The sequence below is a fragment of the Haladaptatus sp. W1 genome (assembly GCF_001723155.1).
GTDB lineage: Archaea > Halobacteriota > Halobacteria > Halobacteriales > Haladaptataceae > Haladaptatus > Haladaptatus paucihalophilus.
This window is the reverse complement of record NZ_MEIH01000405.1, coordinates 1-23,019: the sequence shown is the minus strand read 5'-3', so window position 1 is coordinate 23,019 and position 23,019 is coordinate 1. Positions and strand designations below refer to the sequence as shown.

Here is a 23,019-nt window from a genome sequence, read left to right as displayed (position 1 = left end):
TCAGTCGAAGTTCGGGTCCCTGTCCTCGACGAACGCCGCCATCCCCTCCCGCTGGTCGTGCGTGCCGAACAGCGAACTCCACAGCCGACGCTCGTAGCGCAGTCCCGCCGACTGGGTTCCTTCCTGTACCTGATTCAGCGCCTCCTTCGCGGCTTGTAGGGCGAACGCCGGGCGTTCCGCGAGGTCGGTCGCCATCTCCTCTACGTGGGCGTCGAGTTCGTCGGGAGCGACGACCTCGCCGATCAGCCCCATCTCGTGGGCGTCCTGGGCGTCGATGCGCTCGCCGAAGAAGATGAGCCGACGGGCGAGTTCGTCGCCGACCAACCGCGAGAGGCGCTGCGTGCCGCCCCATCCGGGGATGATGCCGAGGTCGATTTCGGTCTGACCGATGACGGCGTTCGAACTCGCCACCCGGAGGTCACACGCCAGCGCGAGTTCACACCCGCCGCCGAACGTGTAGCCGTTGATGGCGGCGATGACGGGCGCGGGAAACGCTTCGAGCGAGTCGGCGACGTCGTGGCCCAACTCCGCGTACTCCTGTGCGTCGGTCACGGAGAGGTCCTGCATGTAGCTGATGTCGGCTCCGGCGATGAACGCCTTCTCGCCCGCACCCGTGAGGACGAGCGCGCGGGCACCGTCCGCCTCCGCTTCGGCGATGGCCTCGCGGAGCGCGCGGAGCGTTTCGACGTTCAACGCGTTGAGTCGGTCGGGGCGGTCGACCGTGAGCGTCGCAACGTCGTCCGAAAACTCGTATCGTACCGTGTCCCATTCGGGCATGGTGGGATGTCTCGGGGTATTCGGTTAATCGTTGCGGACGGGCGGGTGACGGCGACGGACCCGCGCTCACCCCGTGATTCCTCGTGTCGCTTCGGAACTGGGAAATAACCCCCCGTCATAATCACGCGACAATGACGTTGTCCGAGGAGGCCCGCGACCGTCTCGCCGATTTGGTCGAACTCCAACCGACGAAAAACAGCGAACTGCAGGACCGCTGGGGGTTGGAGAGCGGGAGCGAAGTGCACCAGTATCTCGAAAGCGAACTGAAGGAGTACTACTACCGCGACGAGAACAGCTACATCCGCGCGACGACGGAAGCCAACGACCTCGTGGACGTAGAGCCCGGCATGGTCGCCGACGACGAAGACGATGCGCCGAGCGTCGTCCGCGTCCCGACCCTCCAGCGACAGGTGTTCGACGTCGTTCCCGACCCGGACGACCGGTCGGCGAGCGTCGTCTCCGTCCTGCATAGCGTCCGCGACGAGTTCGGTATCGACCCCGACGTGGACGACGTGCGCGCCGCGCTCCAGAGTCTAAAACGAAAAGGCGTCGTCGAGGTCGTCTACCGGACCGTCCCGACCTTCAAACTCGCCGTCGCCCGCGACGACATCACGGTCGAAGAGTCCGGGTGAATCACTCGGCGTCCGACGCCCACTGTCCCGGACGATAGCGTTCCCGACGCGATTCGAGCAGTCGTTTGCTGGCGTTCCCCGGCCCGCCCTCGATGGGCCATCCTTTCTGCCGCCACGCCGGGGGTTCGGGTTCGAACGCCGAGCACCGCCCGGAACACTCCCGCGCGGTCTGGTGGCAGGATTTCGCGTCACAGTAGGGCAACACCAACGCCTCCTCCCGCCGCAGTTCGAAGTGCCGACAGTCCGGACGCATCGTCCGAGTGTACGTGCGCCATCCCCGTTCGTAAGCCCGTTCCGCGATTTCGATCCGCTTTTTTGCTTTCTCCTCGGGCGGGACGTACTCGAACCGGGCGGCCGACTGGTCGTACTTCCCGCCGCTTGGTCGTTCGAGGATTCGCGTCCCCGGCGCGTCCACGTCGAGCGTTCGGGGGTACCACGCCACCGCGGCGTCGTGCCCGTCGAACGTCAGAATCCCCGCCTCGACCGGTACCGATTCGAGCAGTGCCGGTTCGACCGTCTCGCCCGTCGCGTTCGTCGCCACCCACACCTCGTCGGCCAACGAGAGCGCCACGTCCCGTTCCAACTGCGGTCGCAAGTCGCGGGCCGCGCTGGCGTCCAAGTCCGGTTTGTTCTCGATGGCGACGATGCGCCGAATCCAGTCCGGGTACTCGTACCGCCGTTTGATTTCGAGGCGGTTGCCTCGCTTTCGCACCTTCAAAATTCCCCGTTCGTCCGCCTCGTGAATCGTCTCGCGGACGTACCGCCACGGATAGTCGGGGTCGGGGAGGGCGTCCCGGTACCACTCCCACTCGGCGGGAGCGTGTCGAACGACGCCGAGCATGTCGCCGTCCAGGCGACGGCGACCGAAGTCAGCGCGGCGGGCGAACGCGTCCGCATCGACCTCGATGACGACGGTATCCCATCGTCTGCGCTTCGTTCCGAGTTGTCGGGCGACGAGGACGGCCCGGTCGCCGCCGTCGGGCGGCCACCGTCGCTCGGCCCACCGGCAGGTTCGCAGTTCGAAGACGAACTCCGATTCGTCCATACGGTACCCTCTCACCCAGCGCTGGTAAGCGATTCGACTACGCGATATCAAAAAACATTTGTTGGGAGATGGGAAAGATGAACCCCTCTCGTCAACTGACGAGTGAACCGGTTTCCGTATCGGTACCCCGATATCTATGACCCTACGAAACGCCCTCACGACCCTGTTGGTCGTCTCGCTCCTCGCCGGACCCGCAGCGGCGGGTTCCGCCGGACACGCGGCGAGCACGACCAATCCAGCTGTACAGTCCCTCTCGCTCTTCCAGTCGAACGATGCGAACGGTACGGTCTCGTTCAATCGTTCCATCTACGAGGTCGAGCAGGGTGAGACGGTTACGATGAACGTCACGCTGGAGGACTTGGACGCCATGACCGTCCAACTCGGCGGCGGCGCGATGGACTACAAACTTAACGCGAGCGTCACCGACGGCAACGGCGACGGTACCGTCGTCCTCGTTTTCGACACCGCGAAAGCGGGGAGCGGCGACGGGTCGGCCCTGACGACGACGGCCGACGCGGACGAACTCACCGTCAAAAACGAGACGACGGTCGACGGCGAACTCCCCGCGAACATGTACGGAATCACCGTCTACGCCGGAACCGGGGACAGCGCTCTCACCATCGAATACGGCGGTCTCAACGTCAAAGGGGATGCGACGAACGGGTCGCGGACGACCGCGACGAACACCTCGACGACGTACGATGAATCGGGGATGACGACCACCACGTCGAACGACTCCACGACGACCACCGACAGCAGCGGGCAACCCGGCCTCGGCGTCGGCGTCTCTGTCGTCGCGCTCGTGGCGGTCGCGTTGCTCGCACGGCGGCAATAGACCTCGAAAAATCCGCGGTTCGTTTTCTTCGCTCAGGCCTCTTCGTACTCGTCGAGGAACTCGTCCGCATCCCGGAGGATGTCGCGCGGTCCGTCCTGCGTGATGGTGTTTATCGCCTGCTCGTAGTCGCGCCACTGCAGGTCCCGGTGTTCGGTCGAGAGTTCCGCGCTGGCCTCGTACGATTTCGCGATGAACAGGTGGACGGTCTTGTGAATCGTCGTCCCGTTCGCTTCGAAGACGTAACTGTAGTCGTCGCGGAAGCCGTCGAGGAGCCGAAAGTCTTCGATTCCGGCCTCCTCTTTCACCTCCCGTATCGCCGTTTGCTGTAGCTCTTCGTCGCCCTCCACGCCGCCTTTCGGGAACTCCCAATCGCCCGGTCGGCTTTTGAGGAGGAGGTATTCTCGTCGACCGCGGGTATCCCTGAACAGGATCGCACCCGCGCTCGTAGCGTTAACTGCCATTGTGTTCAGTTACGAGGTTAGCCATTAAAGGAATGTCGAACCAATACGGGCGTTTTCGTACCACCAGCCCGCTCCGTTTTGAATTCCTCGTGATAGTTCGTTGGTGAATGTCGAATCGCCTGCGGAGTAATCCCTCGGGCCGGAAGCAGACGTTTTACGTAGAAGGATTGTGTACTGCCTACAGAGCTAGCCATGACCTTCATCACGAAAATACTACTCCAGAGCGGGAACCGTCCCGTTCTCGACAGCGTGGTATCCGACATTCGCTCGCTGGCCGGACGGAAAGGGGCCGACCTTCGCGGACCGCATTCGGACCCGCCGGAACGACACCGCGTGCCACAGTACAAGACGCTCTCCGGCGACGAAGGGCGACAGTTCCGAAGCTGGGATTACACCGTCTACACCCGACGGCTGGAGATCGTCGGGCACAACGACGTCTCCCGCCGCGTCGCCCAGATGGACTTCCCGCCGGGAATCCGCGTCGAGGTCGAACTCGAACAGATTCAGGGCATGGGGAAAGCCTGACCGCCGCTCGTTTCTTCTCTCTTCCGGAATTCGAAAAACACGTGGTTCAGCGACCGCTCGGTTCACGACCGTCAGTTTTCATGGCCGACTGACGGTCGTGTCGAGAAGTCCGAGACGGCTGCTGAACACCGTCGCGTCCCGCGCGAATTCGTATCTCGTCCGTTCCCGTAGCGTCTCTTTGGTGAACACGTAGGAGGCACCGGCGACGCTTCCGGTTCCTCTGTCGTACCGAATCGCGTAGCCGTTGTAGTCGTCCGGTTGCGATATTTCGGCCGCCTCACCGCCGCCGGGGAGGGAGAGCATCCGCACGGTTATCGACGCCGGGAGCAGCGAGACGACGCGGAACCGCGCGTCCGCCACGTAGTCGTCGAAGTACACTAGTACTTCCCGCCCGTCCTGTGCTGCCACTGTCCCCACCCCTGCAACGCCGAGTCCGACCGCACCCGCCGCGAGCAGTCCTTTCTTCATGAACTCCCGACGCGAATCGCTCGGGTTCGGGAGTTCTATAGCATCGTTCGATTCCATCGTTCCGTACCCCCCGTGGTACGCACTCGTAAGGAGGCGTCTCGCGGGGATAAAGCGGACGTAAGCGGCGGGTTACGGGGTAACCCGACGTAACTGACTCCTCGTCGCGGCCGACGTCCCGGTGCAACAGACATCCTGACGCGACCGACGTTCGTCGAACCGCGGACCGTGACTACTCCCCGTCGAGCGCTTCGACGAAGGACGCCCGTCCGACGTGCTCGTTCGCGTCGAACTCCTCGACGCGAAGTCGGACGCGCTCGTCGACGGCGTTCGTCGGCGCACCCTCGACGTGAAGGATGGTGTCGCCGACACGTGCGGTCGCGGTCCCGTTACGGTGGCCGGTGAGGTAGACGTCTATCTCCTCGCCCGCCTCGAACTCGGGCTTGTTCGTCCGGAACGACCACCCGGCGAGATACTTGTCGAGGAGGCTCATACCCGCGCCACCTCCTCGGCGCGACGGTCGGAAACGTACTCCAGTCCGAACCCGGTCAGGGCCGATATCAGGAACACGCCGAACAGGAACCAGCCGTGGAAGACGAACGGCCAAACCTCCGCGGGGTTGACGACCATCGACCGGGTGAACCAGCCGAACTGGTCGCTACTCACGAGTTGAATCATCGTGGCGTAGCCGACCAAGACGCCGCCGCCCCACGGGAAGATGTAGCCCATCGCGGAGCTATTGGCGTCGAGGATGTTCGCTCGGCGGTAGCCGTTGACGTTGAACCGCTTGCCGATGCGGGCGACGTAGGGTGCGATGGCGATTTCCGCGGCGGTGTTGATGGTTATCATCGCGTTGACGCCCGCCGTGCCGAGGACCATCGTGGTCTCCGCACGTCGGACGTTCGTCGCGACGACGTTCAATAGCCAGTTCTGGAGCGCCTCGAACCCGCCGCCCCGAATCATTATCTGTGCACCCGCGACGATGAGCAGGGTCAAGACGATGAGCGGGAAGAACCCGGACGCGCCGCTGTAGAGGCTACCGCCGACCGTCCCCGCGTTGTCGGCGTTCACCGCGACGGTCTGCACGAACGGCAGGAAGCCGAAGGTGCTCGCGAGCGGACCGTTGTTCGGTGCGTAGAACACCAACATCTTCTGAATCGGCGCGAGGCCGGTGGCGACGTTGACGATGACCGCGAACACGAGTCCCCACGAAATCGCCTCGACGATGTGACGACCCGAGATGGCCGTCACGATGACGATGCCCATCGAGACGAGGTGGATGAGGCCGATGGGGTTGCTGTCCAACGAGACGTCGGCGGCGATATTCGCCCCGTCCATCATCATCCCGGCGACGACGTAGCCGACCAGCGCGAACACCGCCGCGGTGAGCGCGTACTTGAACCGGGAAGCGACGACGCCGCCGATGTCCGAATCCTGCGTCACAGCGCTCACGATGGTCGTGTCGCTGACCGGTGCGAGGTTGTCGCCGAACACCGCGCCCGACAGTATCGCGCCGAACATCAACACCGGGTTCGCGCCGACGACGAGACCGGCCGGGAAGAACAGGCCGGTGAACGCGATGGTCGTCCCGTACCCCGTGCCGATGCCCGTCGCCAACAGCGCGGCGAGGATGAACGTCGCCGCCGGGAACAGCGACGCGCCGACGTGCAACGCGTCCGCGGCCCAGACGAGTCCTTGGACGAACCCGCCGTCCTGTAACACTTGCGCGAACATGCCCGCCCAGAGCCACGCGACGATGGCCGTCGCCGCCACGCGCTGGGTCATCCCCTCGAAGATGGTGTTGGCGTAGGTTTTCCAGTCGCCCTTTGCGAAGAACATCCCGATGATAAGCGAGACGAGCATCCCCACGACGAGGCCCGAGGTGCTCCCGACGCCGAGGAAACCGCTCTGGAACACGGCCCAGACGATGAACAAGCCGATGGGTAGCGCGCTCATCGCCGTCCCGCCGTAGAACTCGATGCGAGACTCGTGTCGTGCGTGTTCTGCTTGCGCTAACTCCTCTTCGACTTCTTCGTCACGCTCGTCAGTTGGCGAACTCATTCATATTACCTCTGACACCCTGTGTCAAGCAACCGCGATGGTATAAAAGTAGTCCGCAAAAATTGACAGACCGCGGCGTTTCTGTGCAAAACAGTCACTAAATTTTCAATTCTGCGCGCGAGTCTAAGAACGAAATTCGACGGCTGGCCGCTTTTCGAGTATTTAAGGCCCCACCCGCCGTCCACCTTGCCATGAGTCAACAGACCAGCCGCGATAGACTCGTCTCGCTTCGACGTGACCTCCACCGCCACCCGGAACCGGCGTGGCGCGAGTTCTACACCACCGCTCGAATCGTAGACGAACTCGAATCCATCGGCGTGGACGAACTGTACGTCGGTCCCGAGGTGCTCGCACAGGAAGAGCGCATGTCGGTCCCGGACGACGACGAACTCGAAACGTGGTACGAACAGGCGCGCGAAGCGGGTGCACGCGAGGACGTTCTCGAACGACTCGACGGCGGCAACACGGGCGCTATCGCGGTGCTCGACCGCGGCGAGGGTCCGACCGTCGCCCTCCGCGTGGACATCGACGGCCTGCTCCGTGAGGAATCGACCGACGAGGACCACGTTCCCGCCGCGGAAGGGTTCCGCTCCGAGCACGCGGGCGCGATGCACGCGTGCGGGCACGACTCGCACATCACGATGGGAATCGGCGTCTTGGAAGCCATCAAGGACAGCGACTTCGAGGGGACGTTCAAGGTCCTCTTCCAGCCCGGCGAGGAGATGGTCGCCGGTGGCAAGCCGATGGCCAAGAGCGGCCATCTGGACGACGTGGACTACCTCCTCGCGGTTCACATCGGCCTCGAACACCCGACCGGCGAGGTGGTCGCGGGCGTCGATGGATTCCTCGCGGTGGACCACTTCCTCGCGGAGTTCACCGGCCAGCCAGCCCACGCTGGCGGTCAGCCGAACGCGGGCGAGAACGCGATTCAGGCGATGGCGACGGCCATCCAGAACCTCTACGCCATCCCGCGCCACGAGGACGGTCCGACGCGCATCAACGCGGGGCAGGTCGGCGGCGGGACGGCCACGAACATCATCCCGGAGCAGGCGTTCATCGACGGCGAGGTCCGCGGCGAGACGACCGAACTCAAGGACTACATGAAAGAGCGTGCGGAGCGCGTCCTCGAAAACGCGGCGGCGATGCACGGTTGCTCGGTCGAACTGAGCGCGGAAGGGGAAGCGCCGAGCGCCGAGAGCGACGAGGGATTGGTCGAAATCGTCCACGACGTGTCCCTGAACACGAGCGGCGTCGAGAACCCGATTCGCCGCGACACGCTCGGCGGGAGCGAGGACGCCACGTATCTGATGCAGGAGGTCCAAGGGAACGGCGGTCTCGCGGCCTACGTCGGCGTCGGAACCGACCACCCCGGCGGTCACCACACCGCGACCTTCGACGTGGACGAGGACAGCCTCCAAATCGGCGTAGACCTCCTTTCGACATCTATCACCGAAATCGCACAGCAACGTCCGTAGTTGGTGCAACAACGACGATAGTGTTCGGATTTCCACGCTGCCGATACCTGTTCCTCAGACTGTGGTTACGTTCCACCAACTGTTTCAATTGGACACGGTAATTTTTATAAGCACCCGAGACAACCGTCTAAGTAGATTCGAACAGTATTGCAGTGTTCGAGAGGTACAACCTATGAACGGGAACATCAACGACAGCAACGACGGTGCAGTTATCACGAGTTCAGCGCAGACGAACCAGTACACTATCTACGCCGACGGGGAACAACTCAGTACCGCGGTCGTCATGGCACTTACGGATATTACCGGGGGAGACCCCAGCAACATCGGGGTACCGCTATACGACGTGATCGACCCCGACGCGCTCGACAATCTATTTAGCGACAAACACGACGGGTCGCCTCGAACGGGGGGAAAAGTCGTCTTCACCATCCTCGACTACGAAGTGACCGTCCAGAGCTACGGTGAGATTGTTATTCGGGAACTGGAATAACGACTCTCCTCTTTTTTCCGTTCGTTGCCGTTCCCCTCGACTTTTCATCCTCCCGACCATGCTATGTCATGACTTACCTTTGCGGCGTCGCGGTGGCGTATCCGTATGCAGTCTTTTATACACCGAACAATACTACCGCGTCATAGAGTACGAATCGGACCGGTGACCGGGTTCAGTATTTCGGCGCCGCACCGGTGGTCGCGTACACCTCGTCCATCAGGTCGTCGCGCACGTCCTGCCACGCGGCGAGTCCGCGCGGGTCCGTCGGGTAGTGGTCGTAGTGGTCGAGAACCTCGTCGGCCAGCTTCTTCGTCTTATAGAGATCGTAGACGAGTCGCCAGTGGTCGCGCGCATCGAGCGCCGTCTGCAGTTTGAGACGGAGGCCGATGTTGGCGCTTCCCGAGTACAGCGCCTCGGAGAGCTTTTCGGCGGGAAGCGCGCCGAGCATCCCCATCAGGTCGTCCACGTCCACGGCGGTCGTGAAGATGTTGTAGATGTCCAGACCGGCGTATCGCGCGCCGAAGTGGTCCATGACGCGTCGGTTGTACTCCCACAGCGCGTGCTCGCTCGCGTCGCCGGTTTCGAGGGCCTCGATGGCCTGCTCCCCCGCGTACTTGCCCGCGTACGCCGCGCCCGCGATGCCACCGCCGGTGGTCGGGTTGACGTGTCCGGCGGCGTCGCCGACGGCCATGAAGCCGGGCGCGACGGCCGAATCGTAGGGGCGACGGGTCGGAAGCGCCGCGCCGAGTTTGTCCTCGACGGTCGCTCCGTCGAACTCGGCCCGGTTGCGGAGGTCGTGTTTCAGGTCGTCCACGAGTTCCATCGGCTCTTCGTTCATCTGGAAGCCCAGCCCGGCGTTGATTTCGGTGCTGGTGCGCGGGAAGTACCAGAGGTAGCCCGCGGCGCGGTCGGTCGGTTTGAACACGAGGGCGTCGTCCCACTCGACCGGTTCGTCGACGTGGATGATTTCGCGGTAGGCCGAACAGAACTGCGAGTAGGTGACGTTGGTGTCGAACGTCGTCCCCGAGAAGTCGGTCTTGTCCTGCAACAGCGAGAGCGCCCCCGCGGCGTCGATGAGCAGGTCGGATTCGTACTCCACGACGTCGCCCTTGTGGATGGCTCGAACGCCCGTGACACGTCCGTCGTCGTTCTGCGTCACGTCTTGGACGACCGTATCGTAGTGGAACTCCGCACCCGCGTCCTTCGCGCCCTGAATGATGCGCCGTCCGTACTCCCATCGGTCGATGACGGCGAGTTCGCCGGGGATGGGGATTTCGAGCACTGTGTCCTCCCGCGGAATCTCGAACCGCCCGTGGTCCACGCCCGTGTTGGTGAACGCCGGTTGTAGCTTCTCCTTGGGAATCGCCTCGGGGAAGGCGTCGGCCCCCTTCAGGGCGTCACCACACGCGATGTGGCCCGCTTCTTCCTCCGTCTTCCGCTCGACGACCGCCACGTCGTACCCCTCGCGGGCCACGGTCGCCGCGGCGTAGCACCCCGACGTCCCCGCACCGACGACGACCATATCGTACTGTTCGCTCATGCGTTTCGCTACGAGAGGGAAGCGAGAAAACTCTTTATCCCCTATTGTGTCCTTCAAGGGAGGACGCTAAATGCACGACGGCGTGCATAAAGAGTTTTGCCGAGTTGTTTCGTACGCCGGGGTATGACCGAGTACACCGTCGAGTTCGTCGGGACCGGCGAATCCATCCAGGTTTCGGACAAACAGACCATCCTCAACGCCTGCATCGAGGAGGGCATCGCACAGGAGTACTCCTGTCGCGTCGGCATGTGTCTCGCCTGCTCGGCGGAAATCGTCGAGGGCGACGTGACCCAACCCGCCGCTCGCGGTCTGACCGAAGAGGAATCCGAACACTACGCGCTCACCTGCATGGCCCGCCCGCAGAGCGACCTGAAACTCGACCGCGGGAAGTATCCGCCGAGCATCGAAGCCGACGCGGAAGCCATGGACGAATCCGCCGCGGCGGCGGACGACTGAGCTACCTGTTCGCTTCCATCCACTTCGCCCCGAACTCGACCAGTTCCCGCTGTGACAGCAGCGTCGCGTCCGCCTCGCCGACGCGCCCGCGGCGCACCTCGTGGTCCTCCTCGAACGCCGCCTCGACGTCCCGGAAGTCGTCTTCGCTTTCCGGTTCCTCGAACGTCACCCACCGACGTTCGCCGTCTTCTAGCACCGGACCGCCGTTCATCTCGAACGATTTGTCGTAGTCGGCGCGGTACTCCGCCAGATGGAGCGACGTGTTCGCGTCCACGCCGAGGCGAAGCACCCGCGCGTCCAGTTCGTCGAGGCGCGCGAGCGGCGACCGTTCGCCGAGCGGCGAGTCGTAGGCGTGGTCCGCGACCACGCCGTCGGCGTCCGCACCCCACGCCGCGAAGGACGTCGTTGGGTGGCGGCTTCGGACGACGCCGGGATAGTCCCGAAAGCAGTCCGCGATTGCACCCATGCCGCGCGTCGGCGTGAGGTCCGGTCGGAACGGCGGCGACGTTTCCTTGATTTGCTCCACCCACTCGTCGGGAACGGGTGGGTTCTCCCAGTGTGTCGGGTCCGATAGCTGCGAGGAGTGGGTCGGCATGGCGAGCGTCCCCTCCTCGGTGACGACGGCCATGAGCGCGTCCACGGCCGCCGGTGCGCCGCCGGATACCCATCCGAGCGCGGAGAGCGACGAGTGGACGAGGACGGTATCGCCCGCCGACAGGCCGAGGTCGCGGAGGTCGGCTTCCAATCGATCGGTCGTTATCGGCTCCGGGGTTCGCTCGACTGCATCCCCCTCGGTCATGGCGGGCGCTCCAGCGAGAATCGCTCGTCCGTTCGTGCGTAGAGACTCCCGGCGAGACGGCCCACGGCGTCGATTTTGTTCACGTCGAGCTTTCCGTCCGTGGTCACGTCGTCGTCCACGTGGACCCATTCGACTTCGCCGAGCACCATCGTGGACGCGCCGATGTCCACCATGTCGTACAGCGAACACTCGAAGGCGACCGGCGAATCGGCGACGCGCGGCGCGTCCACCGCAGTCGATTCCGCGCGCTCCAGTCCGGCGCGGTCGAACTCGCTTTCGCCGTGCGGGAGCGTCGCGCTGGTTTCGTTCATCGCCTCGGCGAGCGGTTCGGTGACGATGTTGACGACGAACTCCTCCGTCTCCCGCACGTTCGTCGGCGTGTCCTTCAGGCCGTCCTCGCCGTCCACCGGCGAGAACATCACGACCGGCGGGGCGACGCTGACCACGTTAAAAAAGCTGTACGGCGCGAGGTTGTCCACGCCGTCGGAACTCCGGGTGCTCACCCACGCGATGGGGCGCGGGACGACGGCACCAGCCAACGTCCGGTACAGCGAACCGACCGTCTCCGGATTTATCTCCATATCGTGGTACATAGCGCGCGCTGCCAAACGGATTTCGGGTTCGGTCGGTCCTGCCGGAAGTCGGTGACCGCACCCTGATTCGTCATTCATACAGCCGAATCATCCATTACGTGAGAGCACGATTCTCTGATATGAGCGTCACCGAGTCGATACGGTCGGTCGTCGATATCGTCCGCGAGCGCAACGTCACGTTCCTCGCGGCAAGTTTCGCGTACTACGCGTTCGTCTCCCTGTTCCCGCTCGTCTTGCTCGCGTTGGCCGTCGGGACGTTCGTCGGCGGACAGGAGTTCTCGAACCTTCTCATCGACGCCTCCAGACGATTTCTCTCGAACGAGGGCGCGACCGTTCTCGACCGCACGGTACAGAACACCTCCGGAACCGCGGGCGCGTCGGTCGTGAGTATCGTTATCCTCCTCTGGAGTAGCCTCAAACTGTTTCGCGGCCTCGTCATCGCCTTCGAGGAGGTGTACCAGACGTTCCCGGACGTGGGTATCGTCGAACAGGTGAAAAAGGGCCTCGCGACGCTCGTCGCGGTGGTGCTCGGGGTCGCGCTGATGGTCGTCGTCGGGACCATCCTCGGGTCGTCGCTGGTGACGAGCATCCCGTTCGTTGGTGCCATCGCCAGTTCCGGCCTGCTGTTGGGCCTCGTCTTCGTCTTCCTCCCGCTGTACTACGTCCTCCCCCCGGTGAAGATGTCGCTTCGGGAAGCGCTGCCCGGAACGCTCTTCGCCGCCCTCGGCTGGCTGGTGCTCCAAGCGGGGTTCCAGTACTTCCTCGGCGGGTCGGGAAAGTACGGGCTCACCGGCATCCTCGGCGTGATAATCGTCTTTCTCACGTGGCTGTACTTCGCCGGCGTCCTCCTGCTCGTCGGGGCCGTCGTCAACCTCGTCGTCGCCGACCGGAGTGCGGCGACCGTCTGACGCTCGCCACATAACAGTACGGCTTCGGTGTCGTCCGCGCCGACGGACGGCTTTCAGTATCGTCGCCCGTCTTCTATCGCTCGGCGTAGTTCGTCGGCGCGTTCGGACCCGACGAGGAGCGGCCGCCCTCCGTCGCGTTCGAGTCGCACGCCCTCGCTTCCGTCGACGATGTACGCTTTCCCCCTCTCGTTCCACGCCACCCCGTGTCGAGTCAGCGAGAGACCCCACCGGATTCCCCACCCGCCGTAGTCGCGCATGGCGCTGTACTCGGTCGATTCGACAGCCGTGATCTCCTCGAACGGAATCCGACGAAACCGGAGGTGGAACGGGACGAACTTCAGATACAGTCCGTCGTCCCGCACCTCGGTCACGAGGACGGCCCGATGAATCAGGACCAACGGCAGGACGAGCGCGAGTAGGGTCAGTCCCCCGACCCGTATCGCTTCGGGGGTCAGTCCGCCGTACTCGTCGGCGAACATGACGCCCAGCAGGAAGAGTATCGGAACGTTCGTGACGAGCAAAAACGCCCACAGCCACCCTTGCCGGAACCGCTGTGTCTCCCGAAACCGCGGGTCGTCGCTCATTCTCCTTCGTTTCGTCGGTGGCGAGATATATGTTCGGTGTAGCTACATTTATACCTCGACTCCGACAACCCGTGCTATGGTCAGTGGCTCTCGGATTCTCAGCCTCACGTTCGCGCTGACGCTGGCGCTCACCACCCTCGTCGGTCCGTTGGCGGACGCCCTCGATGTGAGAGGTAACTCGGGGATTTTCGGCGCGTTGGGCGTCGCGCTTCTCCTCGCGTACGCCCTGCTCTCGTACAATCCCGACCTCTACGTCGATGGGGTCTGGCACTTCGGGTTCCTCGTTTTCCTGCTCTCCATCGGCGTTCACTTCCTGCTCGGAACGGGCCTGACGGACGGAAACGCGACGCTCGCCCAAATCGTGCTGGTGTGGCTGTTCGCGGTCGGTGCGGTCGCGGTGGCGTTCAGGAAGACGGTTATCGAGCAGTTGCGGGCGTAATCACGGTTCGTCCCGGAGATACGGCCGAAGCAGGTCGCCGTCGTGAAGGTTCTCGGGCAGTCGCTCGAACCACTCCGCCGCCGAAATCTCGCCCTCGTGCACGCCCAACCGCGACGCGTCGGGAATGTCTCCCTCCGAACGAGCGGCGTACACGACGTACCGGGCCGAAAACCGTTCCTCCCCGTCCGCCGCCGCGACGTAGGATTGGTCGAGGACGACCAGCGGCGCGCCGATGGTAGCATCCAATCCCGTCTCCTCGCGCACTTCGCGTTTTGCGGCTTCCGTCGGTGTTTCGCCCGGTTCGACCCCGCCACCGGGGAGAATCCATCCCTCGGACCACCCATTCTTCACGAGGGCGATTCGCCCCGCCGCGTCGCGGACCCGCGCCGCCGCTGTCAACCCGGTGCCGTCGACCGCCCACTCCTGAAGCGACGCCAGTTTCGACTCGGGAAGCGAAAGTGTCTGTTGCTCGCGCGGCGTGTCCGGTGGAACGTCGTGAGACACACCGTTCCATCCGTCCCTGTCTATCAAAAATTCGATGGATGCGGTCGGGTCAGTCCTCGCGCTCGATTTTGGACCGGAGGTACGCACCGACGCCGCCGACGCCGCCGAGGGCGGTGAGGAGTCCGAATCCGGGCTGTCCGTCCGAGGTGGTCGTCGTTCCGGTCGTCGTGCTGGTGAGCTGTCCATTCCCTCCCGTTCCCGTCGTTTCGGTTGCGCCCGGTGACCCCGAAGTCGTCGTGGTCGTTGTCGTCGTTCCCGGCGTCGTGGTTCCCGAAGTCGTCGTGGTCGTTGTCGTCGTGGTCTCCGAAGTCGTCGAACTTGTCGTGGTCATTTCGCTGGCGGTTGTGGTCGTTTTCTCGCTCGTCGTGGTTTCGGCGGTAGTAGTCGTCTCCTTCGTGGTCGTCGTGGTTTCGGCGGAAGTGGTCGTTTCTTCCGTGGTAGTCGTCTCCTCCGTGGTGGTCGTAGTGGCCGGTCCGTCGTCGCTCCCGAGGACGTGGAAATCGCCGTATTGCGTGTACATCCAATCCAGCGTCGAGCCCATCGGATAGGTCGCGGTGTACACCTTCCCGTCCACGACGACGGGCGAGTTGGCCGCCGGGCCGTATTCGTCGAAATCCCATCCTCCGAACTCGTGTCGCCACTCCAGGTCCCCGCTCGTCGTGTTCAGCGCCAGCACGACCGCGTTTCCGGTCTCCGTCTCCGGGTCCGCTCGGCCACCGGCGTACAGCGTTTCCCCCCCGACCGACAGGGCACCCGCGAGCGCTGCGTCCGTCACGGTCGTCCACGCTTCTTCGCCGCTTTTCGCGTCGAACGCCAGTATCGTGTTCCCGACGCGGAAGAACACGCGCCCGTTGGCGACCGTGAGGCGGTCCCCGAGCCAGTAGTACTCGATGTTGACCGACGACGACCATTGGAGCGTCCCGTCGTCGGCCGACCGCGCTTTGATTGCGTGCTCGCTGCTTTCGTTCACGACGCCGTACACCACGCCATCCGCGACGGCCTGCAGTTCGTCGCCTTCCTCGGTGACGTCCCAGCGAACGGACCCGTCAGCCGCGTTCAGCGCGGTTCCGTCCGTGTAGAAGAGCGTTCCGTCCGCGTAACACGCGCTTCCCTGAACCCCGTCGGTCGTCCAAACGGTATCGCCGGTTTCAGCGTCGAGTCGTGAGACGCCACCCGCCACCCCGACGTACAAGTTCCCGTCCGCAACCAACGGATTCGACAACCCGTCCGAGACGGGTTTGTGCCACTTCGTCTCGCCGGTGTCGGCGTCGAGCGCGAAGAATCCAGCCCCGTCGGCGTCCTCGGAACCGTACGTCCCGAAGTAGACGGTGCCACCGCCGACCGTGGGCGTTCCCGGCCGGGAAACTCCCTCGTGCTTCCACACGGTTTCGTCAGCGTCCGGGTCGTAGGCGGCGACGTAGCCCGCACTGGTCGATGGCGTGTGTGCCGTCGTCACGGCCATGTACACCGTTCCGTTCGCGACGACCGGTTCGGACGTGTGCATGCCGCCGTCCATATCGAACGACCGCTCGGTGGTCACGTTCGCCCCCGGGCCGACGTTATCGGTCGCACCGGTTCGCCCCGCGTTGCCGCGGTACGTCGCCCACGAACCTCCCGTGTCGCCGGACCCCTCCGCGCTCGTCGCGAACTCGGTGCCAACGGCGACGGTCGCGCCCAGAACCCCCGCCACCTTCAGAAACTCCCGCCGATTTGTCGCGTGCATGCTCCATTTGAAAGTATTGCCATCGAATATACTTTGTGCAGACATTCTGTTTAAAAATACTTCCAATTTTGACAGTGTATGAATGTGTCCAAAAATCTCTGTGCGTTTCTAAATTTCTCCTCTCTGCCTGATTCACCCCACGATTTTGACGAATCCAAACTTCTTCAAAATTGGGAAATATCTGATCGAATGGGTGTCCGTGGGTGTCGAACGTGATACCCCACGACTCGAAAAAATTGTTGGCTCGACGAAGTTACGCTTCGTCGAACAGCGTGAATCAGAGATTCACTGGCTCGACGAAGCTCACGCCTCGTCAAACAACTCCTCGCCTTCGACCATGTGCTCTTCCACGGCGTCCATGTCGAGCGTCACGCCGAGCCCCGGTTTCTCGGGCACCGTGATGTAGCCGTTCTCGATGACGTCCTCTTCCACGAGGTCCTCCCACCAGCCGAGTTGGTAGGAGTGGTATTCGACCGCCAGCGAGTTCGGGATGGCGGACCCCACGTGCGCGCTCGCCATCGTCGCCACCGGCGACGAGACGTTGTGCATGGCGACCGGAACGTAGTACTGGTTGGCCACGTCGGCGATTTTTCGGGTTTCGCGCATGCCGCCGACCTTCGGCAGGTCGGGCGCGATGATGTCCACCGCGAGGTTTTCGATGAGGCGGCGCTCCTCGGTGACGCGGTAGCGATTTTCACCGACGGCGATGGGCGTCGTCGTGGATTTTGTCACTTCCTCCTGAACTTCGAGGTTCTCCGGCGGAACGGGGTCTTCGAGCCACCAGACGTCGAAGTCCTCGATGGCCTTGGCGAGACGTTGCGCACTTCCGGCCGAGAACGTCCAGTGACAGTCGAACGCCACGTCCGCGCGGTCCTTCACGCGCTCTGTCACCTTCTCCACGATTTCCGCTTTGTGTCGGATTTCACCGTTGCGAAGGTGGCGGTTCGCGCGGTCCTTTTCGAGTCCCGAGGGAACGTCCAAGTCGAACTTGAGCGCGTCGTAGCCCAGTTCCTCGACGACGCGTTCGGCCTCGTCGGCACAGGCGTCCGGGTCCGCCTCGTCGGCGGTGTGACAGTCGCAGTACACGCGAACTTGGTCGCGGTACTTCCCGCCGAGGAGTTGGTAGGCCGGGATGTCGAGGATTTTCCCCGCGAGGTCGTGCAGGGCGATTTCGACGCCCGAGATGGCCGTGACGGTAACGCCCTCGACGGACCCCTCGCCGGACATCTTTTGGACGAGGTGTTCGAACAGTCGGTCGATGTCGAGCGGATTCTCGCCGATGACGAACGGCTTCATTCGCTCGATGAGTTCGGGGACACCGGCACCCCAGTAGGCCTCGCCGGTGCCGACGATTCCGGCGTCGGTGTACACGCGGACGAGCGTCCACGGGAAGTTGCCGTCCACCATCGTCGTCTGTACGTCCGTTATCTCGATGTCACGCTTGCTCCCGCGGGATGCCGTCGCACCCATCGTTTCGCCGGAGAGATTGCGCATCGTGTACTCTGCGTTGGGGTCGTGCAGTGTCGAGTAATCGCGTCCCATACCGGCGGGTACTCCGCCCGTAGTAAAAGTTCAAATGGTATCGTCCGTTATTACTGGCGCACGTCGACCGGCATTTCCGCGCTGATCCACGCGTGGACGGAATCCTCCGCGCGAAGTTCGTATCGCCCGCGTCGATAGTACCCGACGACCCGCGGCTCGGTCTGCTGTTCAGGCATCTCGTTTGCCGCTTCGACGCGTCGTGCCCTTACTATTGACCAGTTAACCGATTACACGCCGTGATAGGCCCACCGTTCCTCTCCGTTGGGTGACAGACGACCCATCCACCGAATCACCGCCACTCCCGTCTCTACCGTCGATTATACACCGACTAACCGAGACGGTCGTCCCGAAACGTTCATCGAAGTTACCGAACGCGGACCTCGCGATTCGTTCCATTCTCCGTGGCTCCCCGCGGTCGGTGTTCCGGGAGCGACCCCATGGGACGGGTAGAAATATGTCAGCATAACCACCACTACATTCAGGTGCCCGGCCGTTGTCGGCGATTCCATGACTCATCGGTGTACGAGACGGGGTTCCTCGCCGCCGGTGTCACATCTGCGGTTTCTCTCGCCGGATGCGTCGCCGATGGTGGACCCCCCGTGGACGTTCGGGGAGCGATGTATCTGCCCGCCCGCGCGATGAACTCCTTCCAGATGTGGCACACCTACGAACGCGGCGTCACGGAGCGCGACATGGGGTTCGCCGACCGACTGAACCTCAACGCGATTCGAACGTGGCTGAGCTACGAGGCGTGGCACAAGGACCGAGCGTCGTTCGGCCGGGCGCTCGACCACTTCCTCTCGACCGCCGACTCGCACGGCATCCGCGTTCTGCTCGGCGTCTTCGAGGGTGTCGGTCGTCCCCCGGTTCCGAAGAACCTCTACGACACAGACCCGTGGACGGGCACGTCGGTCTGGTCCCCGGCCAAGCACGTGATGCGCAATCCCGACGAATGGGACGGACCGAAGCGGTTCGTCGAGTGGATCATGAACCGCTACCGGGACGACGAGCGAGTGCTCGCCATCGAGGTGATGAACGAACCGGGCTGGCGGCCGTGGAAGAAGCGTTTCGCCCGCGAAATGTTTCAGTACACCCGCGAGCGCCGCGGCGAGGTGCCGCTGACAATCGGCGCGACGAGCTTTGCGAACGCCACCGACTACTACGATTGGGGCATCGACGTGGTGCAGTTCCATTACAACTACCCGAACACGACGGACATCTACCGCGGCGTGCTCCAGCAGGCGAACGAACTCCGCAACAGCATCAGCAAACCCGTCTGGTTGACGGAGTGGCAGCGCGTCGCCAACTTCGGATGGGGACAGAAAGACGTCTCCGCGGCCCAGCGCGGCCCCGATTACGCCTCGCTCGCGCCCGTCATTCGGAAATCCGGCGTCGGCAACTTCTTCTGGTCGCTCATGCTCAAACCGGCCTACATGTTGAGCCAGCGCAAACGCGGCATCCTGAACGGCGTCTTCCACGAGGACGGCGCTGTTTGGAGCAAAGAAGACGCGAGCGCCCTCAAAGCCATGTCCGGCGACGACACGTTCAACGGCCGGGAGCGCAAGGAGTGGCCCGACTGGGCGAAGAAGGTCATCGAGAAGGCGTGAGTCCGGCGTAGGCCAGCACGTCGCCGTGGTCGAAGTTCCCGTCGCCGTCGAAGTCGAGGGCGGACCGTTGCTGTGCCGGGATGTCGGCGACGCCGACCGTCTCGGCCACGGCGACGACCGGCAGCGAAACGGCGTCCCAGACGCCGGCTTTCCCGTTGCCGGTCACATCCTCGTAGCGGCCGTCGCCGTCGAAGTCGAGCGGCGGTCCGACGGTGAGTTGGACGCCGAAGACGTTCACCAGCGCCATCGGCGCGTAGATGTCGATAACCTCGTTGTGGTGGATTCGATTGCGCCGTAGGTCGTCGTCCCACGCGTCGTCGAGGACGAGGCCGCGGAGGCCGTCCCTGACGGTGTTGTTCACCAGTGTGGCGTCCGAGTCCGTCACGTCGATTCCGATTGCGTTGTTGTAGGTAACGACGTCGCGCACCGTCACGGCGGCCGCGTTCTGTACGTAGACTCCGCGATTCCAATCCTTCGTTTGGAGGTTTCGAACCGTCACGTTCGACGCCCCCGCTACGTGAACGCCGCTCGTGTCGCTGACGCCGAACCCGTCCAGCATGTGTCCCCGGCCGTCCAACACCACGTCGTCCGCGCGGATTTTGATACATCCGGTCGAGATGGCCGTCTTCCCGTTGTGAACGTCCCGTGCGAGGACGTAGCGCCCGGATTTCGTAATCGCCGTACAGGAATCGACGGCCGTGGCGGACTGTGCGGCGGGTGCCGTTGTTGTGGTCGATGCGGCGGATGCGCTGGCGACCGGCGGGCGGCCGACGTGGCCGACACCGCCGACAACACAGACGAAAACCAACCCGACGACGAGAACGCGCGAGGAGAGCATGGTCCCACGCACAACGGCCCCCGTGTTATACGCTATCCTCGTAAGGGCATCCTACTCGTCGGAACGGTCGCGTGAGGACGCGGAAATGGAGCATACGCGTCGGCAATCAGAGCATGTCGAGCGCGCGAAGGTCGGATTCGAGCGCCGCGCGGTCCGATTCGTTCATCTTCCGGAGCGGACTCCGGAGCGGGCCGGGGGAGAAGCCCAAATCGAGCACGTCGAGCGTCGTCTTCACGCCCGCCATGTACGACCCGCCCTTCAGGGCGTCCCGAATCGCGTACACGTCGCTCTGCAGTTCGCGGGCACGTTCCACGTCGCCCGCGTCGTATGCGTCGTAGAGCGAGACGACCAGTTCGGGGAAGGCGTTCGCAACCGCGCTGACCATGCCGGTACAGCCGAGTTGGAGGCCGGGGAGGAGCAGGGAGTCCGACCCCGCGAGGAACGTGAGTTCGGGGTGTGCGTCGATGGCCTGCCCGAGCCACGGCACGTCCTTGCTCGAATCCTTGAGTCCGGCGAGGTTCGGAATTTCGGCGAGGTCGTCGAGGGTGTCGAGCGACAGCGAGTTGCCGGTCTTGCTCGGGATGTGGTAAACGTACACCGGCAAATCGACGGCCTCACAGACCCGCCGATAGTGTTCGACCGCCGCGTCGTGGTCCAGCGGGTAGTAGTACGGCGTGACGACGACGAGGCCGTCCGCACCGACCGACTCCGCGTGTTCGGCGTGCGCGACGGTCTCGTACGTGCTCGGCGCGCCGACGCCCGCGATGACGGGCACGTCGTCCACCGACTCGACCACCGCTTCGACGACGCCGCGCTTTTCCTCGCCGGTCAGCAGGGGGAATTCGCCGTTCGTGCCGAGCGGGAAGACGCCGTGTGCGCCGCCGTCAACGACGTACCGCGCGTGGGCCGCCGTCGCTTCGTAGTTCACCGACTCGTCTTCGTGAAACGCCGTAATCGTGGGCGGAACGACGCCGTGCAGGGAGAGCGGGTCGTCCGTCCCCGGTTCTGGTGCGTGCGACATACTCGGACGCTCGTCCCCCGGCCCAATAAGCGGTTTCGTCTCGGCAGGTGTTTTTCGCGACTGAGTAAACTTTTTGTTCCGGGGGTGCAAAGGTGTGTGTATGAACGTCACAGTCAAACTCACCGGCCCGATGGTCGCGCGCACCGGAACCCGCGACGCACGCGTGGCAGTCCCCGACGAGGCGACCGTCGAGGATGTCGTCGAACAACTCGGCGAGCGCTACGGCCCGCAAGTCCGCGCGGGTATCGTGGACGGATTCGGCCTTCGCTCGGACACCAGCCTCGTCCGCGAGTCCGACCACGAACCGCTCTCGGTTCACAGTCCCGTCGAAGCGGGCGACACCGTTCGCGTACAGGTCCACGCCTGATTCGACGCGACGCTTCCCACGACCTCGGAACCTCGGTTTCTCTCTTCGTTTCCTCTCTCCGCTTCTCTCGTCCTCCCGAGCAGAAAACTTATACTCTATTCTGATACCTCTCCGTCATGAGCTTCCGGCGAAGTGTGATTCCGTGAACCGCCGCCGAGCGGTCGGCGCGCTCTGTGTTCTCCTCGCGGTGGCGTTCGCGGCGAACACGCTCTGGTTGGTTCCCGACGGTAACGGTCTCCGATACGAGTACCGGGCGGTCGAGTTGGACCACTCGCACACGACCCACTACGTTCGACATTCCTCGTCGGTCCAAGACTGCTCCCCGAGGCTCGCTCGCACCTGCGGGTTCGAATTCGCGGCGATACACGGCGGCGTTTCGGTCGGCGCTAACTTCTCGCGTTCGTGGCCCGACTACGACTACATCCAGACCAGAAACGGATTTTACGAACCGACCGTCGAGGTGGAAAACGGAACGACCGTACTCACGGCGCGGAACGTCTCGTTCGCCACCGTACTAGCGAACGTCACGTACGACCCGGACTCTGCAACCAGTCGAACGGGTCCCAAACTTCGGACGGCGATTCGAACGGGACATGTCCGCACGCGGTCGGAGATTCCTCGGCACCTTCGCTTCCTCAGCGAGAGTGGCACCTACTACTATCTTCGAACGTCCCACGTCGGACCGGCCCATCCGTTCCTCGGTCCCAAACTGTTCGCCATCCGTATTCTCCTCTGGCTTGCGACGGTTCCGCTCTCCGTCGTCGGCATCGCGTACTGGTACGACTGAGTTCTCACCCCAGTCGCGCCAACCGATTCAGCGCGTACACCGTCCGAAGCACGTCGCCCGCCTTTCCGCGGTCGAAGATGAGTTCGTCGGTGCGAACCACGTGGTCCAGCACGTCGCGGGAGGCGTGTTCCGGCGCGGCACCGATGCCGTAGTCGTTCTCGTCCACCCACTGCATCACGCGCAGGTCGCTCTTGCTGTCGCCCATGACGAGCGTGAACGGGTCGTCCACGCCGAGGACGTCCAACGCGGCCTCCACGCCGACGACCTTGTTCAACTCCCGGCTTCCGATTTCGGCGGCGTCACCCTCGTAGTAGGCCACGTCGATTCGGTCGAAGGTGTCCCGCACGTCCTCCGGAATCGCTTCCACGTCCGCGTCCGGCATTCCGCCTTGCGCTTCGAGCACGCCGCGGATTTCGGGGTCGCTGTGGGCGTAGTAGGTCCGCGCCCACTCGCTTCCGTCTTCGACCACCGTCTCGCCGAGCAGGTCGAGTTGGTAGACCAGCGCGTCGTCGATGACTTCCACCGCCTTCGCGCTCCCCGTCTCG

At 63.8% G+C, this 23,019-nt stretch carries 28 protein-coding genes; 11 read left to right on the top strand and 17 right to left on the bottom strand.

The genetic code is table 11. The features are described from left to right. Positions 1 to 777 carry an enoyl-CoA hydratase/isomerase family protein gene (locus BG842_RS25775; protein ID WP_069453017.1) on the bottom strand — a complete coding sequence of 259 codons (777 nt, stop codon included), beginning with the start codon at positions 775 to 777 and terminating at the stop codon, positions 1 to 3. A 131-nt stretch (positions 778 to 908) separates the two neighbouring features. Between BG842_RS25775 and BG842_RS25770 the strand changes: the two genes are divergently transcribed. After that, entirely contained in the window at positions 909 to 1,409 is a 501-nt protein-coding gene (locus BG842_RS25770; protein ID WP_069453016.1) for a DUF5797 family protein, read from the top strand. Position 1,410: 1 nt separating this feature from the next. Here the strand turns inward: BG842_RS25770 and BG842_RS25765 are convergent, their stop codons facing one another. Then, a complete protein-coding gene (locus BG842_RS25765; protein WP_069453015.1) occupies positions 1,411 to 2,454 on the bottom strand; it encodes a DUF5787 family protein in 1,044 nt (347 codons plus the stop codon). 136 nt (positions 2,455 to 2,590) lie between these two features. On the opposite strand from BG842_RS25765, the gene BG842_RS25760 reads away from it, so the two are divergent. Beyond that, positions 2,591 to 3,289, top strand: coding sequence for a PGF-CTERM sorting domain-containing protein (locus BG842_RS25760; protein WP_069453014.1), 699 nt, complete (start codon positions 2,591 to 2,593; stop codon positions 3,287 to 3,289). Positions 3,290 to 3,321: 32 nt separating this feature from the next. Here BG842_RS25760 and BG842_RS25755 read toward each other — a convergent pair whose 3' ends face one another. After that, positions 3,322 to 3,750: a bis(5'-nucleosyl)-tetraphosphatase gene (locus BG842_RS25755; protein WP_007979368.1), complete on the bottom strand. Its 429-nt coding sequence runs from the start codon at positions 3,748 to 3,750 to the stop codon at positions 3,322 to 3,324. Between the two features lie 192 nt (positions 3,751 to 3,942). On the opposite strand from BG842_RS25755, the gene BG842_RS25750 reads away from it, so the two are divergent. Beyond that, complete coding sequence (locus tag BG842_RS25750) at positions 3,943 to 4,275, top strand: uS10/mL48 family ribosomal protein (protein WP_007979367.1); 333 nt, start codon at positions 3,943 to 3,945, stop codon at positions 4,273 to 4,275. Between the two features lie 78 nt (positions 4,276 to 4,353). Here the strand turns inward: BG842_RS25750 and BG842_RS25745 are convergent, their stop codons facing one another. The 3 genes from BG842_RS25745 to BG842_RS25735 form a co-directional block, all read right to left on the bottom strand. Further along, a complete protein-coding gene (locus BG842_RS25745; RefSeq protein WP_069453013.1) occupies positions 4,354 to 4,800 on the bottom strand; it encodes a hypothetical protein in 447 nt (148 codons plus the stop codon). Between the two features lie 172 nt (positions 4,801 to 4,972). Then, positions 4,973 to 5,233 (bottom strand): hypothetical protein, encoded by a 261-nt coding sequence (locus BG842_RS25740; RefSeq protein WP_069453012.1) that lies wholly within the window; start codon positions 5,231 to 5,233, stop codon positions 4,973 to 4,975. After that, positions 5,230 to 6,801 carry a Na+/H+ antiporter NhaC family protein gene (locus tag BG842_RS25735; protein ID WP_069453011.1) on the bottom strand — a complete coding sequence of 524 codons (1,572 nt, stop codon included), beginning with the start codon at positions 6,799 to 6,801 and terminating at the stop codon, positions 5,230 to 5,232. Before BG842_RS25735 ends, BG842_RS25740 begins: the two co-directional genes overlap by 4 nt. A gap of 191 nt (positions 6,802 to 6,992) precedes the next feature. Here BG842_RS25735 and BG842_RS25730 point away from each other — a divergent pair, with 191 nt between their 5' ends. Further along, positions 6,993 to 8,276 carry an amidohydrolase gene (locus tag BG842_RS25730; RefSeq protein WP_069453010.1) on the top strand — a complete coding sequence of 428 codons (1,284 nt, stop codon included), beginning with the start codon at positions 6,993 to 6,995 and terminating at the stop codon, positions 8,274 to 8,276. A gap of 172 nt (positions 8,277 to 8,448) precedes the next feature. After that, positions 8,449 to 8,766: a HalOD1 output domain-containing protein gene (locus BG842_RS25725; RefSeq protein ID WP_069453009.1), complete on the top strand. Its 318-nt coding sequence runs from the start codon at positions 8,449 to 8,451 to the stop codon at positions 8,764 to 8,766. A gap of 172 nt (positions 8,767 to 8,938) precedes the next feature. On the opposite strand, the gene BG842_RS25720 is transcribed toward BG842_RS25725, so the two are convergent. Continuing rightward, positions 8,939 to 10,306, bottom strand: a complete 1,368-nt coding sequence (locus tag BG842_RS25720; protein ID WP_007979360.1) for a geranylgeranyl reductase family protein — start codon at positions 10,304 to 10,306, stop codon at positions 8,939 to 8,941. 123 nt (positions 10,307 to 10,429) lie between these two features. On the opposite strand from BG842_RS25720, the gene BG842_RS25715 reads away from it, so the two are divergent. Further along, entirely contained in the window at positions 10,430 to 10,762 is a 333-nt protein-coding gene (locus BG842_RS25715) for a 2Fe-2S iron-sulfur cluster-binding protein (protein ID WP_007979359.1), read from the top strand. Position 10,763: 1 nt separating this feature from the next. Here BG842_RS25715 and BG842_RS25710 read toward each other — a convergent pair whose 3' ends face one another. Further along, on the bottom strand, positions 10,764 to 11,561 hold the full coding sequence (locus tag BG842_RS25710) for an aminoglycoside N(3)-acetyltransferase (RefSeq protein WP_069453008.1): 798 nt from the start codon (positions 11,559 to 11,561) through the stop codon (positions 10,764 to 10,766). Next, positions 11,558 to 12,142 carry a flavin reductase family protein gene (locus BG842_RS25705; RefSeq protein ID WP_069453025.1) on the bottom strand — a complete coding sequence of 195 codons (585 nt, stop codon included), beginning with the start codon at positions 12,140 to 12,142 and terminating at the stop codon, positions 11,558 to 11,560. Before BG842_RS25705 ends, BG842_RS25710 begins: the two co-directional genes overlap by 4 nt. A 131-nt stretch (positions 12,143 to 12,273) precedes the next feature. Here BG842_RS25705 and BG842_RS25700 point away from each other — a divergent pair, with 131 nt between their 5' ends. Then, positions 12,274 to 13,062 carry a YihY/virulence factor BrkB family protein gene (locus BG842_RS25700; protein WP_069453007.1) on the top strand — a complete coding sequence of 263 codons (789 nt, stop codon included), beginning with the start codon at positions 12,274 to 12,276 and terminating at the stop codon, positions 13,060 to 13,062. A 53-nt stretch (positions 13,063 to 13,115) separates the two neighbouring features. Here BG842_RS25700 and BG842_RS25695 read toward each other — a convergent pair whose 3' ends face one another. Further along, the gene (locus tag BG842_RS25695; protein ID WP_069453006.1) at positions 13,116 to 13,646 is read right to left on the bottom strand and encodes a hypothetical protein; all 531 of its coding nucleotides are present in this window, start codon (positions 13,644 to 13,646) and stop codon (positions 13,116 to 13,118) included. 76 nt (positions 13,647 to 13,722) lie between these two features. Between BG842_RS25695 and BG842_RS25690 the strand changes: the two genes are divergently transcribed. Further along, positions 13,723 to 14,085 carry a hypothetical protein gene (locus BG842_RS25690; protein ID WP_069453005.1) on the top strand — a complete coding sequence of 121 codons (363 nt, stop codon included), beginning with the start codon at positions 13,723 to 13,725 and terminating at the stop codon, positions 14,083 to 14,085. Here BG842_RS25690 and BG842_RS25685 read toward each other — a convergent pair whose 3' ends face one another. The 4 genes from BG842_RS25685 to BG842_RS32640 form a co-directional block, all read right to left on the bottom strand. Next, positions 14,086 to 14,589, bottom strand: a complete 504-nt coding sequence (locus BG842_RS25685; RefSeq protein ID WP_069451732.1) for an NUDIX hydrolase — start codon at positions 14,587 to 14,589, stop codon at positions 14,086 to 14,088. A 49-nt stretch (positions 14,590 to 14,638) separates the two neighbouring features. Continuing rightward, on the bottom strand, positions 14,639 to 16,312 hold the full coding sequence (locus BG842_RS25680) for a PQQ-binding-like beta-propeller repeat protein (RefSeq protein WP_069453004.1): 1,674 nt from the start codon (positions 16,310 to 16,312) through the stop codon (positions 14,639 to 14,641). 303 nt (positions 16,313 to 16,615) lie between these two features. Then, positions 16,616 to 17,854 (bottom strand): mandelate racemase/muconate lactonizing enzyme family protein, encoded by a 1,239-nt coding sequence (locus BG842_RS25675; RefSeq protein WP_069453003.1) that lies wholly within the window; start codon positions 17,852 to 17,854, stop codon positions 16,616 to 16,618. Between the two features lie 50 nt (positions 17,855 to 17,904). Next, positions 17,905 to 18,030 carry a hypothetical protein gene (locus BG842_RS32640; RefSeq protein ID WP_256388577.1) on the bottom strand — a complete coding sequence of 42 codons (126 nt, stop codon included), beginning with the start codon at positions 18,028 to 18,030 and terminating at the stop codon, positions 17,905 to 17,907. 306 nt (positions 18,031 to 18,336) lie between these two features. Between BG842_RS32640 and BG842_RS25670 the strand changes: the two genes are divergently transcribed. Beyond that, a complete protein-coding gene (locus BG842_RS25670; protein WP_254663491.1) occupies positions 18,337 to 19,461 on the top strand; it encodes a glycoside hydrolase family 5 protein in 1,125 nt (374 codons plus the stop codon). Here the strand turns inward: BG842_RS25670 and BG842_RS25665 are convergent. Together BG842_RS25665 and BG842_RS25660 are read right to left on the bottom strand one after the other, a co-directional pair. Beyond that, positions 19,445 to 20,299, bottom strand: a complete 855-nt coding sequence (locus tag BG842_RS25665) for a NosD domain-containing protein (RefSeq protein WP_069453002.1) — start codon at positions 20,297 to 20,299, stop codon at positions 19,445 to 19,447. The genes BG842_RS25670 and BG842_RS25665 overlap by 17 nt on opposite strands. Positions 20,300 to 20,405: 106 nt before the next feature. Then, positions 20,406 to 21,320, bottom strand: coding sequence for a dihydrodipicolinate synthase family protein (locus tag BG842_RS25660; protein WP_069453001.1), 915 nt, complete (start codon positions 21,318 to 21,320; stop codon positions 20,406 to 20,408). Between the two features lie 100 nt (positions 21,321 to 21,420). Here BG842_RS25660 and BG842_RS25655 point away from each other — a divergent pair, with 100 nt between their 5' ends. Both BG842_RS25655 and BG842_RS25650 read left to right on the top strand, forming a co-directional pair. Further along, positions 21,421 to 21,687 carry a MoaD/ThiS family protein gene (locus BG842_RS25655; protein WP_007979343.1) on the top strand — a complete coding sequence of 89 codons (267 nt, stop codon included), beginning with the start codon at positions 21,421 to 21,423 and terminating at the stop codon, positions 21,685 to 21,687. A gap of 142 nt (positions 21,688 to 21,829) precedes the next feature. After that, positions 21,830 to 22,474 carry a hypothetical protein gene (locus tag BG842_RS25650; RefSeq protein ID WP_069452327.1) on the top strand — a complete coding sequence of 215 codons (645 nt, stop codon included), beginning with the start codon at positions 21,830 to 21,832 and terminating at the stop codon, positions 22,472 to 22,474. A gap of 4 nt (positions 22,475 to 22,478) precedes the next feature. Here BG842_RS25650 and BG842_RS25645 read toward each other — a convergent pair. Next, positions 22,479 to 23,019: HAD hydrolase family protein (locus BG842_RS25645; protein WP_175424300.1), on the bottom strand; the 541-nt coding region annotated here is incomplete at its 5' end.